Here is a 14,637-nt window from a genome sequence, read left to right as displayed (position 1 = left end):
CAGAGTCCTATTCATGGTGCGCGGGCGCCGCTTGGAGGGCGCGGGGACGGACGGCACTTCAGCGGGCCCGGCCTGCCATCGTACGTGGTTGAAGGATCAAGCGTTCGGGATATTCGCCCAACGCGGAAAGCCGTGGTGCGCTAGAACCCGGTGACCAGGAGTCCGAACCCCAGCACAAACAGCACCACCAGCCAGCAGCCGCCCGCGATGGCGGCCGCTGCCGTCAGAACCAGCGACACCCAGGGACGCTGGAACCGCTGACGCAGCCACTCGAAAACCAGCGGGGCGGAGAGCAGCAGCATCACCGCCGAGCCCAGGATCAGGCCCAGCAGGACGGTGGCCTGCACCCTTTCGGGAAAGATCCACAGCTGCAGGACGACGACGGTCACGGCCAGCACCGCCGCCGCTGCGGACTGCACGAGCCAGGCAGTGCCGAGATGCGGCCAGGCTTCCACGTTCTTACTCATGTTGGGGAAGTCTAGTGGCGTTCGGGGCGGTCCATGGTGACGGTGCGCAGATCCAGGCGGCGCAGCACGCGGTCCACGGCCTCCGGATCCATGCCGCGCTGCCGGCGGGCGTCAAGTACTTCGCGGCGCGCGGCGTCCATGGCTTCGCGCTGGACCACGTCCATGATTTCCAGGGTTGCCTTGCGGTCCAGCATCTTCTGCGATTCGTCCTCTTCGTCGCTCTCCAGCATGGAGTGCAGCGAAGCCATCCGCTTGGCCAGGGCGGCGCGTCGGTCCGGCGGCAGCTGCTGGATGGCTGCCGAACGCTTCATGGTCTCGACGGCGACCCGTTCGGCCCGGAGCGCGAGTTCGCGTTCCATCCGGTCGGCCTCTTTATGGTCGTTGGGCAGCTTCAGGGCCCGCATCAGCCACGGCAGCGTCAATCCCGGTACCACCAAGGTCACCACCAGGACCGCGCAGGCGCAGGCGACGACGAAGTTGCGTCCGGGCAGCGCGTCTCCGGCAAGCGTGGTGCCCGGCAGGGCGAGGGCAAGCGCCAGGGTTGCCAGGCCGCGCATGCCGCACCAGGAAAGGACCAGGACCTCTTTCAGCGAACCCGGCACGTGGTTCTTTTCGGTCCCGCCCATCCGGTAGATCGCCATCATCCACAGGAACCGGACCAGCAGCACGGCCGCGCACACGGCCAGGATGCCGGGGATGAAACTCAGCAGCTCGGCGCCCTCGTCCTCGATGATGTACCGCATCTCGATGCCCACCAGGCCGAACGCGGCACCGGTGGTCAGCAGCTCCACCACGTCCCAGAACGCGGTGCGGGTCAGGCGCTCCTCCGAGTCCTGCGGGCGGGCACGGCGGCCCAGTTCCAACGCGGTGACGACGACGGCGACCACTCCGGAGAAGTGCACCTCTTCGGCGAGCAGGTAGACGGCGAAGGGTGCAACGAGGGTGGACGCCGAGCGTGCCACCAGGTTCGGCACAAAGCGGTTGAGGCTGCCGACAACCCACGCCATTGCCAGGCCCAGCACCACGGCGCCGGCCGCGGCGATGAGGAAGTCCGGCACCACGTCCCAGCCCACGTGCCCGCCGCTGGTACTCGCCGCAACGGCAGCCTGGAAGATGACAATGGCGATCGCGTCGTTGAACAGGCCCTCGGTCTGCAGCACGGTGATCAGCCGCCGCGGCATCCGGACCTTCCGCGCGACCGCTTCCACAGCCACCGGGTCGGGCGGGGCAACGATAGCGCCTAGCGCAATTGCGGCGGGAAGCCCGAGCGCCGGAACCATCGCCCAGGAGACGCCGGCCACCACGGCCACGGTGACCGCCACCAGCGCCACGGCCAGCAGCACCAGGGAGCGCCAGCGCAGCCGGAAGACGGACCAGGAGCTGCGCTGCGCGGCGGCGAAGAGCAGCGGCGGAAGGAAGAGGGGAAGGATCAGTTCCGGGTTGATGTGGACTTCGGGAATGATCGGCAGGAACGCGATGAGGGCCGAGGAAATCAGCATCAGTACCGGATACGGCAGCCGGATGCGCTCACCGATCCCCGCGGCCAGCACGGTTCCGAAAAGCAGTCCGATCAGGAGTATGAGGAAATCCACCGGCTCAGCCGTCCGCTCGGAGCTTGCTTCGGACCGACCGCGCCGCGTATTCCATCTCCGCACCTGCTTCTTTCGGATGTGTAAGTATTTCGTTAATTATTGCATTGAGTGCAGCTAATGACGGGGAGGTTTGCGGTGGTGGCGCGGCCGGCGGAACGTTCCGGGGCGGGCGGGGAGATCATGGGACGGGTTACTGAGATCACCGAAAACCAAAGCCCGGGCTCTTCGCGCCGCACCCAAAACCCGCTAAAATTGAACGGAAGTTTGTGCGTCCAAGGAAGCCGCTTCGGCGTCCACCAGCGACATAAGCAAGATCCCGGTGATTTGAGTTGAAGGTCTTCTTCTCCCCCGTTGCATTGACTCCTCCCGCCGTCCGGAAGGGGGCACTGCATCCATGACTGCCGTCTACGGAGTGGTGAGGGAAACCCGCAACCCTTCCGCTGCAATGAACGCGTTGAAGGGGGATGCCGGCGCAGGCGCGCAGCACGGAAAAGATGACCGGCACGATGCTCCTTCCGCTACAGGAGCCGTCATTGCCTGGGATCCCGATGACCTGCCCGGTGCCCTCGATCGGCTGATTGCCGCCCACCCGCACAATTTCACTGCTCCGGAGGCGCTGCCGGTGCGCCCTATCCCTTTCCGGATGCATCTCCTGGACGCGGATGTGCCCAAGTCCATCCAGCTGCACCCGCAGCCGGACCAGGCGTTGGCCGGCTACGTCCGTGAGCAGACCCGCGGGGTCCCTCTGGGCGCCGGAAACCGGAACTACAAGGACAGATACGCCAAGTTCGAAGTGGCGGTGGCACTCACGCCCCTGCGTGTGCTGTCCGGAGAGCGCACGAGGGAAGAACTGCGGGCCATTGCCGACGGAGTGGACCTTCCGTGGCTTCGCGCCTTGTTGACGTTCCGCCATGAGCTGCCGGTGCATGCCCTTCTCCGCATGGAGCCGTCCGAGGTTGCCCGGGCACTCCGGGAAACCGAGGCTGCCGTGGCTGCCGTGACGGAGACCGAGGGTCTTGCCGCAGATGCAGCTGCCGTCTTCCGCCGGCTGGCGCCGCTTTTCCCCGGCGACCGCGGGATCCTCATAGCCATCTGCATGAACCTCATCAAGCTGGCCCCGGGGCAGGCAATGGTCACGCCTGCCGGCTGCCTGCACTCCTATCTGTCCGGGCAGGCGATGGTGGTGATGGGCCTCTCGCACAATGCCCTGAAGGCAGGGCTGACCAAGGACTACGTAGACATCGCCGAGCTGCAGCAGATTCTGGGCAGCGGCCAGCCCGGCCCGGCTCCGCTGGAGGTGGCACGTATCACTGAGTGCCAGGAACGTATTCCGCTCTGGAGCGACGATCTGGACCTGCGGCGGACAGTGATCGACGGCGGCACAGCAACCATCCCGCTGGAACGTTTCACCGTGGTGCTTGCCGCACTGGGCGAAGCGAGGGTCACGGTGGGTGACGTGAGCACGTTCCTGGAGCAGGGCGCGAGCATGCTCTACCTGGGCGACCCGACCACGGCCGACGTCGAGGGCTCGGCACAGCTCTTCAGCGCGTCGGCACGCTAGCGCCAGGGTTACATCCGGGCCTTTGTCCTGGCGGTGGCCTTGGCGGACCACGGATCCTCGGGCCACGGGTGCCGGGGATACCGCCCGCGCATTTCGGCCCGAACCTGGGCATAAGGACCGGACCAGAAGGACGCCAGGTCATCGGTAACAGCCAGGGGCCGGCCGGCCGGGGACAGCAGATGGAAGAGCACGGGCACCCGCCCCTCCACCAGCCGCGGCGTTTCGGCCCAGCCGAAGCATTCCTGCAGCTTCACCGCAACCACCGGCCGGCCGCCGTCGTCCTCCGCCGGCGGGTAGTCGATGCGGACCCGGGAACCGCTGGGAACCTCAAGCCGCTCCGGGACCAGGCTGCCCAGCCGGGATGCATCCGGCCAGGGCAGCAGGCGCCGCAGTGGATCGGTGAGGTCGATGCTGTTGGCGGAGGCTCCTCGGGCCAGTGCGTCCAGTTCGGGGCCGAGCCAGTCCTGGAGCCCGGCCAGCAGGGCCGGCTCGCTGACGTCCGGCCACGGATCCCCCAGTTCCCGGTGCAGCAGGGCCAGGCGCCGGCGCAAGGCATCGGCGCCGCCCGAGAATCCGATCAGGTCCAGGCCCCGTGCCGTCAGGGCGCGGGCGACGGCGGCGCGTCCCTCCTCGGCGGACGGGCGTACCGGGGTGGAGCCAAGCAGGATCGCGCCGAGCCGGTGTTCCCGGCGCGCGGTGACCCGGCCGCCGGCGAAGTCTGCCTCCACCGCGTCCGTCACGAGGTGTTCGGCAGCCGCTTCCGCAGTGTCGAAGGCCAGGGGGGCGGCGGCGCGGATGACGGCACCGGTGCCGGCGGCGTCCCGCCCCTCGGCCCGGGCGACGTCGGCGACGGCCAGCCAGTCAGAGCCTGTGAGGGAGCTGCCGGCGGGAAGTCCGGCGCGGGTTCCGGAGGCCAGCAGGTACCGCTCGGGGCCGGAGCCGGGAACGCGCCGCGCAATCCGGTCCGGGAAGGCCAGGGCAATCACGTATCCGAGGGCTTCGCCGGGGGAAACTCCCGCCGCGGCCGGCGCATTTCCCTTCTCCCGGCGGGCTAGCTGCTCCAGCCGCCGGACGTCGTCGGCCCAGCGCCGTTCCCCGGGCTCGCGGCCGGTCCGCAGCCCGGCGAGCAGGCGGGTCAGGTCCGCTCCGGGTGCCCGGTTGTCCCCCGCGAGCAGGGCAACGGCCTCGGCCGCAGTCCGAGCGCCCACCGCACCGGCGCCGTCGAGCAGGGCGCGGGCCAGCCGCGGATCGGCCGGTACGTGCGCGAGGGTCTTGCCCCGGGCGGTCGCCTGCCCCTTGGCGTCCACGGCGCCGATCCCGCGCAGCACCTCGACGGCGTCCCGCATGGCGGCCGGCGGCGGCGCATCGGGCAGGGACAGCCCCTCACCCGCCGGTGCACCCCAGCAGGCCAGCACCAGGGCAGCCGCCGTGAGGTCGGCGACGGCGATTTCCGGAGTCTGGTGTGCGGGCGCAGCCCCGAATGCCTTGTCGTCGTAGCAGCGGACCACGGTTCCGGGGCCGAGCCGGGCGGCGCGGCCGGCCCGCTGCTCGGCGGAGGCGCGCGAACAGGACAGGGTGACGAGGCCGGACATGCCGCGCAGCGCGTCCCTGCGCGGTTCGCGGGCCAGGCCCGAGTCGATGACCAGCCGCACGCCCGGCACCGTCAGCGAGGACTCCGCCAGGGACGTGGACACGATGATGCGGGCCGGTTCGCCGGGACCGCGGCCGGAAACCGCCCGGTCCTGCTCGGCCGGAGGAATCTGTCCGTGCAGCTCCAGCACTTCGGTTCCGGCCGGCGCCCGTGAACGCAGCCGGTCCGCCACAGTGGACACCTCGCGTGCACCGGGCACAAACACCAGGGCATCGGTCCCGGGGTTCCTGCTGACGGCCCGCAAGTGTGCGGCCAGGGCGGTGTCCGCGACATGGTCCAGGAAGCCGCGGGGGACTCCGCGGTCGTCGAGCCGCGGCACCGGCGGAGGCACCCAGACCGTTTCCAGCGGATGGAGCGCCGAGGGGCAGCCGATGACGGGAGCCGGGCCGCCGCCGTCGGGCGCCCCGATCAGTGCGGCAAAACGCGGCGCATCGAGGGTGGCGGACATGGCCACGAGGGTCAGGTCCTCGCGCAGCTGGCGGACTTCGGTGAGCATGCCCAGGAGCAGGTCCGTTTCCAGGCCGCGTTCGTGGACCTCGTCCAGGATGACCGCGGCGGTTCCTTCCAGGCCCGGATCGGCCAGCAGGCGGCGCAGCAGGATGCCCGGGGTCACGAATTCCACCAGCGGAGAAGGACCCGTGCGGCTCTCGCCCCGGACCGTGTAGCCGATCCGTCCGCCGAGGGCCGTGCCGTCAAGGGCTGCGAGCCGGCGGGCCGCCGAGCGGACGGCCACGCGGCGGGGCTGGGTGACCACCACCCGCGGCCGGGTTCCGCCGCCGGCGAGGATGTTCGCCACGAGCGGCGGCACCAGGGTGGTCTTGCCGGTTCCCGGCGGCGCCTGGACGACGGCGGTGCCGCCGCGCGTATCACCGGCACCGCCGCTCAGCACCGCAGCGAGCTCCGGGACCGACTCGGCAAAAACCAGTCCGCGGCCGATGCCCGCAAGGTCGAAGGGCGGGTCGGTTGGGTGCGGAGAGGCCGGAGAAGTCACTCTTCCATTCTGCCTCCTGCCGGAAGCTGTAAAATGTTAAGGGTCTCGTCACTCGCCCCTGCCTTTCCTCTTCCCTGGAGGTAGCAGTTGCCATTTTCCAAAGGCCAGATCCTGGTCCACCCCCATCATGGCCCCGCCGTTGTCAGCTCTTTCCAAACCCATCCGCGCATGCAGAAGAACTGCATTGTCCTGGAGGTCCAGTCCTCCCACCTGATGGTCTGGGTGCCCGTTGACCAGGTGGACCACGTCGGCCTCCGTCCGGTCCTGGACCGGGCGGGACTCGAGACGCTGTTTGGCGTCCTTCGCGCTCCGGCGGACAAGGAAGATGCCCAATGGTCCCGCCGGTACAAGGACAACGCGGAGAAGATTGCCACCGGTGATCCGATGGTGATAGCCGCCGTGGTCCGCAACCTGATGCTGCGCGAGGCGGACCGCGGTCTCTCGCAGGCCGAGCGGGAGATGCTCCGGCATGCCCGCAGGCCGCTGCTGACGGAGATTTCCCTGTCGCTCGGTGTTTCCGAGGGAGAGGCCGGCGACAAGCTGGACGCGGTCTGGGCTCCGTCCGGCGCTGTGGCTTAGCTCAGCCGTTCCCGCAGCGTCGGCACTCCTGGGCCGTTAAGGTCGGCGAGGTATGCCGGCCGGCCTGCCATGCTCATCACCAGGGCTAGAGTCGATCCGGTAACCAGCGGACCGCTGCCGGCGGCGAACGGTCCGTCGTCGGCGCGCAGATGCAGTCCCGCGATATGCGTCCGGCTGGCCACGGCAAAGTCCCGTCCGGCGAAAAACCCGGCGACGGCGGTCAGCGCCTCGATGCTGGGCTGCCGGTGAATGCCAAGCGGCCTGCGGATGTCCTGGCTGTGGACCACCACCTCGCCGAGATATGCCGGAATATGGCTGGAGGGCGCCGTCGTACTGGCAATTACGGCGCGGAACCGACTCAACGTAGCTGCCGGATCGACACCCCGGCTTTCGTCCAGCCGCCGCTGGTTGTGCACGTCGGGCCGGAACCGTGCGCCGGCCATGCTGCGCAGCCATTCCCAGCGGTTCAGGCTTGCCGCGGCAATCAGGTGGGCAACCACGTCTTCAACGTTCCACTCTCCGCACAGGGTCTCGTGCCGCCACTGTTCAGTGCCCAGCTCACCGAGGTCGTCCGCCAGAGCCCGCCGCTCCGCGTGAACCAGAGGCCACAGGGCAGAGGCAGAACTCCGCCGTTGCGCCATCGCGTCTGCCTCCTCGCCGTCTGCTGCTCTAAACCCCGTCACAGAGCAGATGGTGCCAGCTGTCGGCAAGCACCTCAAGGGCGTGTTCAGGAGAGGATTGGTCCCGGACGCGGAACGCAGCAGAGGACGGACACCGTAGCGGTGTCCGTCCTCTTGCTGTTCCGGCTGTTACTCCTGGACTAGGAAGCCAGCGCCGGGATCTTCATGCCGTGCATGGTGACCAGCAGATTGCGGGCAAACTCGGCCTGGCGGCGCGTTTCAGCGTCGTCCCAGCCCAGCTGCGGAGCCAGCAGGTCCGCCAGCTCAGTCAGCATGTCCTCGGATACCAGGCCGCGGAAGGCCAGCGAGGTGCGGCGGATCAGGATGTCGGCGAGCTGCGTGATCTGCTCGTTCTCCACCATGTAGGTGAGCTCGCGGGTGCTGAGCTCCTTGGTGGAGGCCAGCAGCTGGTCCCCGCCCTGGGACAGGAACTCCAAAACGTCGACGGCGCGGGTGCCGTAGCGGGTCAGCAGGACGCGGACGCGGTCCCGGTCGGCTACGTCGGAAGCCATGCGGTTGACCCACAGGCGCTCCTCAGCCTCGGTGCGCGGGAAGTCCTTGCCGCCGCCGATCTGGAGTTCCGCCGTCGTCGTCTTCCGCGGCACGCCGAGGGCAGTCATTGCCTCGGTTGCCAGCGTCTCGGACAGGGCACGGAACGTGGTCCACTTGCCGCCGACCAGCGACAGGCTCGTGACGCTGCGGCCGCCACGGTAGTCCGAGCGCTTTTCCACGCGGTAGTCGCGGGACACGAAGCCGGGCTGCGTGTCGTCGTGCTTGGGCAGCGGGCGGACACCAGAGAAGGTGTACACGATGTGGTCGCGGCGCACGTCAACCGTGGGGAAAACGTGGGCGATGAGTTCGAAGAAGTACTCGATCTCTTCGTCGGTGCAGACCGAGGCCTCGTTGATGTCGGCGTCGATGTCCGTGGTGCCCACCAGGACGCGGTCGCCCATCGGGTAGATGAGGACGATGCGGCCGTCGGTGTGCTCGAAGAACATTTCGCGGCCGGCGCAGGCTTCCAGCAGTTCCGGGTGGTCCAGGACGATGTGCGAGCCCTTGGTGCCGCCCATGAAGCTGGTGCGCTTGCCGAAGGAATCGTTGGTCTCGTCGACCCAGGCGCCGGTGGCGTTGATGACGACGTCGGCGTCGAAGACGAACTCTTCACCGGTGACTTCGTCGCGCAGCACGGTGCCGGCGTCGGTGGTGCCGACGGCGCTGACGTAGTTGCTGGCGCGCGACTGCGGGTTGGCTTCGAGGCCGTCGCGCAGGACGTCCAGGGTGAGGCGCTCGGGGTTGTGCACCGAGGCGTCAAAGTAGGTGGCGGTGTACTTTACGTCCGGGCGGAGCTTCGGCAGTTCCTGCAGGGACTTCTTCTTGCCGACGAAGTTGTGCTTGGGGGCCACGCGGCCGCCGCGGGAGAAGAAGTCGTACATCAGCAGGCCGGCCTTGATCAGCACGGCGCCGCGCTCGGTGTGCTTGCCCTGCTTGTGCGTCAGGAAGCGCAGCGGAGCAGCGGTGATGCCCGAGAATGTGGTGGTGATCGGGATGGTGGTCTGCAGCGGCTTGACGTAGTGCGGTGCCAGGCGGAGCAGGGCGTTGCGCTCGACGACGGACTCGTGCACGAGGCGGAACTCGCCGTTCTCCAGGTAGCGGATGCCGCCGTGGATCATGTGGGACGACGCACCGGAGGCGCCCTGGCAGTAATCCCCGCGCTCTACGAGGGCTACGTCCACTCCCTGCAGCGACAGGTCCCGGAAGGTGCCGACGCCGTTGATGCCGCCGCCGATGATCAGCACCGAGGCCTTGGGCCGGTCCTTCAGCTGCTGTACCACCGGACGGGTCCGGGCGGCGGTCTTTGCCTTGCTGGGGTTCACGGAATTGTCCACGTATCTCTCCAAACGCTTCTGTGGCTGCATTGCCATATCTACTCAATGGTCGAAGCCTGCGGCTCCAGGGGCCCAACCAATGCACATACGTGCACCCTGCGATAATGGATTCATGGAGTACGCAGCTGTGTCGATGGACGGCAAATGAACATTGGTGTCAGTGGCAGGTTCCCGGACCCCTCCGGCACCGGGCCGGGGGCAGGCGAGAAGGAAAGCCGCGACCGGGATGCGCTGCGGGCGGCGCAGATGTACTACCTGCAGAGCCTGACCATGGAGGCCATTGCACGGGAACTGCGGATTTCCCGCTCCACGGTGTCCCGGCTGCTCTCTTATGCCCGAAGCACCGGCCTGGTCCGGATTGAGATCCGCAACCCCTCGGACCGGGCTCCGGCGCTGGAACAGGAGATCGCCTCCCGCTTCGGCATCCAGGCCCATGTGGTCCCCGTTGCCGAAACTGTCTCCCCCGCCCAGGCCCTGCAGCGGGTCGCCGTCCAGGCCGCCCATCTGATCGGTCCGCTCATCGATTCGGACGCGATCATCGGCGTCGCCTGGGGCTCCACACTGACGGCCGTCAGCCAGCACCTGCCCATCAAGAACACGCATGACAGCACCATCGTGCAGATGAACGGGGCCGGGAATTTCCGCACCTCGGGCATTACCTATGCCAGCGAGATCCTGCAGCGTTTCGGCCATGCGTACGGTGCCCGCGTGGTCCAGTTCCCCGTCCCGGCCTTCTTCGACCATGCCGAGACCAAGGAAGCGATGTGGCGGGAACGCCCGGTGAAGCGGGTGCTGGATCTGCAGGCCCGGATGAACACGGCGATTTTCGGCGTGGGGTCCATGGAGGCGGGCGTGCCCAGCCATGTCTACAACGGGGCCTACCTCGACGAGGAAGACCTGGATGAGCTGGTGTCCGAGGGCGTGGTGGGCGACGTCGCCACCATGTTCTACCGGGCCGACGGCACCTGGGACGGGATCAAGCTCAATCACCGCAGCACCGGTCCCGACCTCTCCACGCTGCGCCAGGTCCCCCGCCGGATCTGCGTGGTGGCCGGGGAAACCAAAACCACCAGCCTGCTCGGTGCCCTGCGTGCGGGACTGGTCACGGACCTGATCCTGGACGAGAACTCCGCGCGGCGGCTGGCGTCGTCGTAGGATCCGTTCCAACCGATCGAGGAGGAACCCGCGTGGCCAATGAACCCGATCCCGCTGTGCTTCGGCTGCAGGAACTGCAGGCCGGGACCGACGCCGGGACTGCCCTGGCGTTCTTCGATTCCCAGCCACCGGTGCAGGTGCCGGAGCTGAACGGCTCCTGGCGGGGTACCGAAGTGCCCACCGGGCACCGGCTCGACGGCCTGCTCGAGCCGATGGGCTGGTACGGCAAGCGGTTCGACGGCGCGGAGGAGGTGTTCCCGCTGGTCTTCTCCGGTTCCGGCGGAGGCGTGTTCAACGTCAATCCGGCGCTGGTCCCGCTTTCTGCAGTGCTGCGTTTCGGTCCCTTGCTGCGGAAGCCGGGCGTGCTGGCGGCTGTACGTCCTGCGTTGCGGGTGGCGCGGACCCGGCGGCCCGGCGCCCGGCTGCGGATGACCGAGTACCGCGGGGTGTTGAGCGCGTCAATGATCTACGACGCCCTGCCGGTCCTGGACGTCTTCCGCCGGGTCGACGCACGCACGGTGCTCGGTGCCATGGACCTGCGCGGTCCCGAAGCTCCGTTCTTTTTCGCCCTGCGGCGGGACTAGCTGCTCCGTACGTTTCCCTACCGCCTCCGCGGCACCGCCTGATGCCCCAGCCGGGCACCGCGGCCGTGTTGCTGCAGGCTTAACCGGCCCTGTCCCGGATGCACGGCACGCGTTGCCGCATCTACTGAGCAGATACCGGGCTTATCCCAGCCGCGTAACCCCGTGATCTGCTCACTAGATGCCGCGTCACCCCGTAATCTGCTCACTAGATGGCGCGTAACCCCGTTATCTGCTCAGTAGATGCCGCCCCGGACATTCATAGTGCAGTAAGTGCTGCTTGCTGACCGGCCAGGCGACATCTACTGCACTATGAATCAGGCTGAGACCCTGCGTCCCACCAAGTGGTGCCGCCGTTACTGGTGGGACAACAGGCGCACCACCTGTCACACCCAGTGGGAAACCGTGCCGGGGCGGCCCACCGGGATGCCGGCGCCTGAGACCCGGACCGTCATCCCGACCAACAACCCCGGTCACTTCGCGAGCATTGCCACCGAACGGTTCCAGAGGCCCAAAGCCAGCGCGGCGTCCCCGGCCTGTTTGTTGGGCTTAGCCACCTTGCTCCGGACAAAGTACTTGCCGGTGGGATAGTCCGTTCCCGGGGTTCCCTCGGCCAGGAAGACCAGTGTCCTGGCACCCTTTTCCGGCGTCGGGAGCAGCCTGCGCAGCAGCGGCGACTGGTAAACCGCACGCATTGCCGATCCTTCCGCACTGGAGAAGCTCGACCCGATCACGCCCGGGTGGAAGGCGGTGGAAGTTGCCCCGTGCGAGCGGTAGCGGCGGTCGAACTCCTCCGTGAACAGGATCTGCTCCAGCTTGGCGTTTCCATAGGCCTTGCTGGGGTTGTACCCGTTTTCATTCTCCAGATCGTCCAGGTCCACGTTGCCGAACAACCGGTTGGCCATGCTGGAGGTGTTGATGACCGTGCCCTTGGATTCAAGGAGCCGGTCGGTCAGCAGTTGGGTGAGCAGGAACGGCGCGAGGTAGTTCACCTGGAAGGTCATCTCGTGTCCGTCCCCGGTGACCTGGCGGACATTGCCGAAAACGGCGCCGGCGTTGTTGGCCAGGACGTCGATCCGCGGGTAACGCTGGAGCAGTTCCGAAGCCAGGGTACGCACGCTGCCCAGGTCCGCGAAATCGGCCAGGAAATACTCGCCGCCCGTATCCTTGGCGACGGCGGCGGTCTTCTCCGGCGACCGTCCCACCACCACGACGTGATGCCCGTTTTCGGTCAGCCGCCTTGCCGCAGCGGCGCCGATTCCGTCGCTGGCGCCGGTGATCACGATGGTTTTGGGAGACACAAAATCCTGCTTTCCTCAGAGCGCGGCCGTGAGCGGCAACACCGTTCCCACCTTAGCCGGGGGTGCTGCGGAGTCTAGCCCTGGAGCCGGATCAGCTTGTCCGGGTTGCGCACCGCGTACACCGCCTGCACCCGGCCATCCGCGAGGTCCAGCTGGAACACAGTGGTCACAGTGCCGTCTTCCCGATACGCGACCGCCGGCAGCCCGTTCAGTTCAATGAACTCGGGGACGGCCCCGGCACCGTACTTGTCCGCCAGCCCGATCATCAGGCGGGCCACCTTCTCCGGCCCGTGGACCGGACGCAGCGCGGCGCTGACCTTACCGCCGCCGTCGGACACCAGGACCACGTCCGGAGCCAGCACGTCCAGCAGGGACTGCACCTGCCCGGTCATGGTGGCGGCCAGGAAACGTTCGACGGCGGCCCGGTGCTCTCCGGTGTCCGGCGCAGTCCGGGGCGTGCCCGCCCGAAGCCGGGTCCGTGCCCGGTGAACTGTCTGCCGCACGGCGGGCTCGCCCATCTCGAGGGTTGCAGCAATCTCCGGATATCCGAAGTCGAAGACCTCGTGCAGAATGAAGGCGGCCCGCTCCGGCCCGCTCAGGGTCTGCAGGAGTACCAGCATGGCCGTCGACACCTCGCTGGCGGTCAGGGCCGCCGCCTCCGGATCCGCCGGCAGCCGCGCGGGTCCGGTAGGCAGCGGTTCGGGCAGCCACTCGCCCGGATAGTCCTCCCGCCGCCGGGATGCAGTGCGGAGGGAATTCAGTGCCTGGCGGGAGGCGGTGCGGGCCAGGTAGGCCCGTGGGTTTTCCACTGGAGTCTCCACCGCGCGCCACCGGAGATAGGTCTCCTGCACCACGTCCTCGGCATCGGCCACGGTGCCGAGGACGTCATAGGCAATGGTGAAGACCATCCCTCGGTGCCTCAGGAATTCGGCGTCACGGCCAGCCCGCGCACCGCTCAGCTGCGTGTCATCGGCACGGGACCCGCCGTCGTCGCCCTGCCCACCTGCGGACCTGTTGGCCATGTGTATGCTCCGCTTCGTTTGGCTTCACCGCGGATCCACCGCAGTGTCATCCGGCAGATGATTTCCTTCTGGACAGCCGCCGTCCTGCCGTGCAGGTGAAAGCGGGTCGGGGAATCGTCGGCAGACAGGAACTGCACCGCTCCGTCGCTGCGGCCCAGACTAATGCACAGGCCGCGGAATCCGCTGTCGTGCCGCACTCCCGTCTCTCCGTCCAGTGCCCGGAGGATGTTCCCTGCCGCGTCGGCCCCCATCGGCAGGGCGGCCGCGCAGCACATCCGGAGGTAGTCGTAGAAGGGTTCGTCGATCACCGCGGCATCGCCGGCTCCGTAGACCCGGTCCTGGCCGCGTACCCGCAGCGTCGGATCCACACGCAGCCGCCCGTCGTCGTTCACCGGGAGCCCGCTCACCCTGGCCAGTCCGGGCACCCCGAACCCGGCGCACCACAGCACGACGTCGGCGCCCAGCACCGTCCGCACGTCGCCGTCGGCAGGCACCGGTGTGCCGCTGTGCAGTTCCACTCCGGCCCGGCGCAGGCTCTTCTCCACGGACAGGCGGGTCTGTGCGCGCAGCCGCGGCGCGACGGGGCCGGCGCTGTGCAGGCTAACGCGGACGTCGCAGGACCGGGCGGTTTCAGCGGCCATCTCGACGGCGGTCAGCCCGCCGCCCACCACCGCTACGCGGGCACCGGCAGGCAGTGCTGCGAGTCGGCCGCGTGCCGCCGTGGCTCCTTCGAGCTGTTCGATCCGCACCGCTCCGTCCGGCGCCGCCGCCGCGGCAGAGCCCACGGCGTACACCAGATAGTCGTAGGTGAGGGTTTCCCCGCCGGCCAGCTGCACAGTCCGCTCCCCCGGCAGGATCCGCACCGCACGGCCGGCGATCCGCCGCACGGCCGGGTGCAGGATCGAGGTGAAATCAACGGTGGCGTCCGCACGGGTGCCGGCCGTGTACTCGTGAAGCCGAATCCGCTCCACGAACCTTTCCTCCGGCGTCGCCAGGACGACGTCGAGTCCCGGCCTCCCGCTGGCCGCCAGCCGGTTGGCGGCCATGACCCCTGCGTATCCCCCGCCCAGAATGACTGCTGTGGTGCCCATGAGTGCACTCCCTGATATCCGTCGCTTCCGGCTTCCGCGCCGGCTGCACATTGGACACCGCCCGGGGAGGATTTGTGACC

The 14,637-nt window shown here is 68.3% G+C and carries 12 protein-coding genes; 4 read left to right on the top strand and 8 right to left on the bottom strand.

The features are described from left to right. Positions 1 to 140: 140 nt before the first annotated feature. The gene (locus tag N2K95_RS07750) at positions 141 to 467 is read right to left on the bottom strand and encodes a hypothetical protein (RefSeq protein ID WP_260653607.1); all 327 of its coding nucleotides are present in this window, start codon (positions 465 to 467) and stop codon (positions 141 to 143) included. An 11-nt stretch (positions 468 to 478) separates the two neighbouring features. Then, positions 479 to 2,059: a Na+/H+ antiporter gene (locus N2K95_RS07745; RefSeq protein WP_260653606.1), complete on the bottom strand. Its 1,581-nt coding sequence runs from the start codon at positions 2,057 to 2,059 to the stop codon at positions 479 to 481. A 394-nt stretch (positions 2,060 to 2,453) separates the two neighbouring features. On the opposite strand from N2K95_RS07745, the gene N2K95_RS07740 reads away from it, so the two are divergent. Then, the gene (locus N2K95_RS07740; RefSeq protein ID WP_260653605.1) at positions 2,454 to 3,620 is read left to right on the top strand and encodes a type I phosphomannose isomerase catalytic subunit; all 1,167 of its coding nucleotides are present in this window, start codon (positions 2,454 to 2,456) and stop codon (positions 3,618 to 3,620) included. Positions 3,621 to 3,628: 8 nt separating this feature from the next. On the opposite strand, the gene hrpB is transcribed toward N2K95_RS07740, so the two are convergent. Then, positions 3,629 to 6,262 carry an ATP-dependent helicase HrpB gene (gene hrpB / locus N2K95_RS07735; protein ID WP_260653604.1) on the bottom strand — a complete coding sequence of 878 codons (2,634 nt, stop codon included), beginning with the start codon at positions 6,260 to 6,262 and terminating at the stop codon, positions 3,629 to 3,631. An 87-nt stretch (positions 6,263 to 6,349) separates the two neighbouring features. Here hrpB and N2K95_RS07730 point away from each other — a divergent pair, with 87 nt between their 5' ends. Then, entirely contained in the window at positions 6,350 to 6,841 is a 492-nt protein-coding gene (locus tag N2K95_RS07730; protein WP_260653602.1) for a CarD family transcriptional regulator, read from the top strand. Here the strand turns inward: N2K95_RS07730 and N2K95_RS07725 are convergent. Then, the gene (locus tag N2K95_RS07725) at positions 6,838 to 7,524 is read right to left on the bottom strand and encodes a maleylpyruvate isomerase family mycothiol-dependent enzyme (RefSeq protein ID WP_260653601.1); all 687 of its coding nucleotides are present in this window, start codon (positions 7,522 to 7,524) and stop codon (positions 6,838 to 6,840) included. The two genes, N2K95_RS07730 and N2K95_RS07725, sit on opposite strands and share 4 nt — an antisense overlap. Positions 7,525 to 7,661: 137 nt before the next feature. Next, positions 7,662 to 9,437, bottom strand: a complete 1,776-nt coding sequence (locus N2K95_RS07720; protein ID WP_407080143.1) for a glycerol-3-phosphate dehydrogenase/oxidase — start codon at positions 9,435 to 9,437, stop codon at positions 7,662 to 7,664. Between the two features lie 216 nt (positions 9,438 to 9,653). Here N2K95_RS07720 and N2K95_RS07715 point away from each other — a divergent pair, with 216 nt between their 5' ends. Beyond that, entirely contained in the window at positions 9,654 to 10,562 is a 909-nt protein-coding gene (locus N2K95_RS07715; RefSeq protein ID WP_260653759.1) for a sugar-binding transcriptional regulator, read from the top strand. A 32-nt stretch (positions 10,563 to 10,594) separates the two neighbouring features. Continuing rightward, positions 10,595 to 11,146 carry a DUF4334 domain-containing protein gene (locus tag N2K95_RS07710; protein ID WP_260653600.1) on the top strand — a complete coding sequence of 184 codons (552 nt, stop codon included), beginning with the start codon at positions 10,595 to 10,597 and terminating at the stop codon, positions 11,144 to 11,146. 470 nt (positions 11,147 to 11,616) lie between these two features. Here N2K95_RS07710 and N2K95_RS07705 read toward each other — a convergent pair whose 3' ends face one another. The 3 genes from N2K95_RS07705 to N2K95_RS07695 all read right to left on the bottom strand — a co-directional run bounded on the left by N2K95_RS07705 (position 11,617) and on the right by N2K95_RS07695 (position 14,557). Beyond that, entirely contained in the window at positions 11,617 to 12,444 is an 828-nt protein-coding gene (locus N2K95_RS07705) for an SDR family NAD(P)-dependent oxidoreductase (RefSeq protein WP_260653599.1), read from the bottom strand. A gap of 74 nt (positions 12,445 to 12,518) precedes the next feature. Continuing rightward, on the bottom strand, positions 12,519 to 13,466 hold the full coding sequence (sigJ, locus tag N2K95_RS07700; protein WP_260653598.1) for an RNA polymerase sigma factor SigJ: 948 nt from the start codon (positions 13,464 to 13,466) through the stop codon (positions 12,519 to 12,521). Further along, on the bottom strand, positions 13,400 to 14,557 hold the full coding sequence (locus N2K95_RS07695) for an NAD(P)/FAD-dependent oxidoreductase (protein WP_260653597.1): 1,158 nt from the start codon (positions 14,555 to 14,557) through the stop codon (positions 13,400 to 13,402). Before N2K95_RS07695 ends, sigJ begins: the two co-directional genes overlap by 67 nt. Positions 14,558 to 14,637: the final 80 nt, after the last annotated feature.

Origin of the sequence: Arthrobacter zhaoxinii (genome assembly GCF_025244925.1) — a bacterium.
Lineage (GTDB): Bacteria > Actinomycetota > Actinomycetes > Actinomycetales > Micrococcaceae > Arthrobacter_B > Arthrobacter_B zhaoxinii.
Note: the sequence above shows the minus strand (reverse complement) of the source record. Positions and strands in the feature narration are given on the sequence as shown.

Coding starts and splice junctions, on each gene's coding strand:
- N2K95_RS07750 (WP_260653607.1), bottom strand. CDS start 467: ATGAGTAAGAACGTGGAAGCCTGGCCGCATCTCGGCACTGCCTGGCTC.
- N2K95_RS07740 (WP_260653605.1), top strand. CDS start 2,454: ATGACTGCCGTCTACGGAGTGGTGAGGGAAACCCGCAACCCTTCCGCT.
- N2K95_RS07720 (WP_407080143.1), bottom strand. CDS start 9,437: ATGCAGCCACAGAAGCGTTTGGAGAGATACGTGGACAATTCCGTGAAC.
- N2K95_RS07715 (WP_260653759.1), top strand. CDS start 9,654: ATGTACTACCTGCAGAGCCTGACCATGGAGGCCATTGCACGGGAACTG.
- sigJ (WP_260653598.1), bottom strand. CDS start 13,466: ATGGCCAACAGGTCCGCAGGTGGGCAGGGCGACGACGGCGGGTCCCGT.
- N2K95_RS07695 (WP_260653597.1), bottom strand. CDS start 14,557: ATGGGCACCACAGCAGTCATTCTGGGCGGGGGATACGCAGGGGTCATG.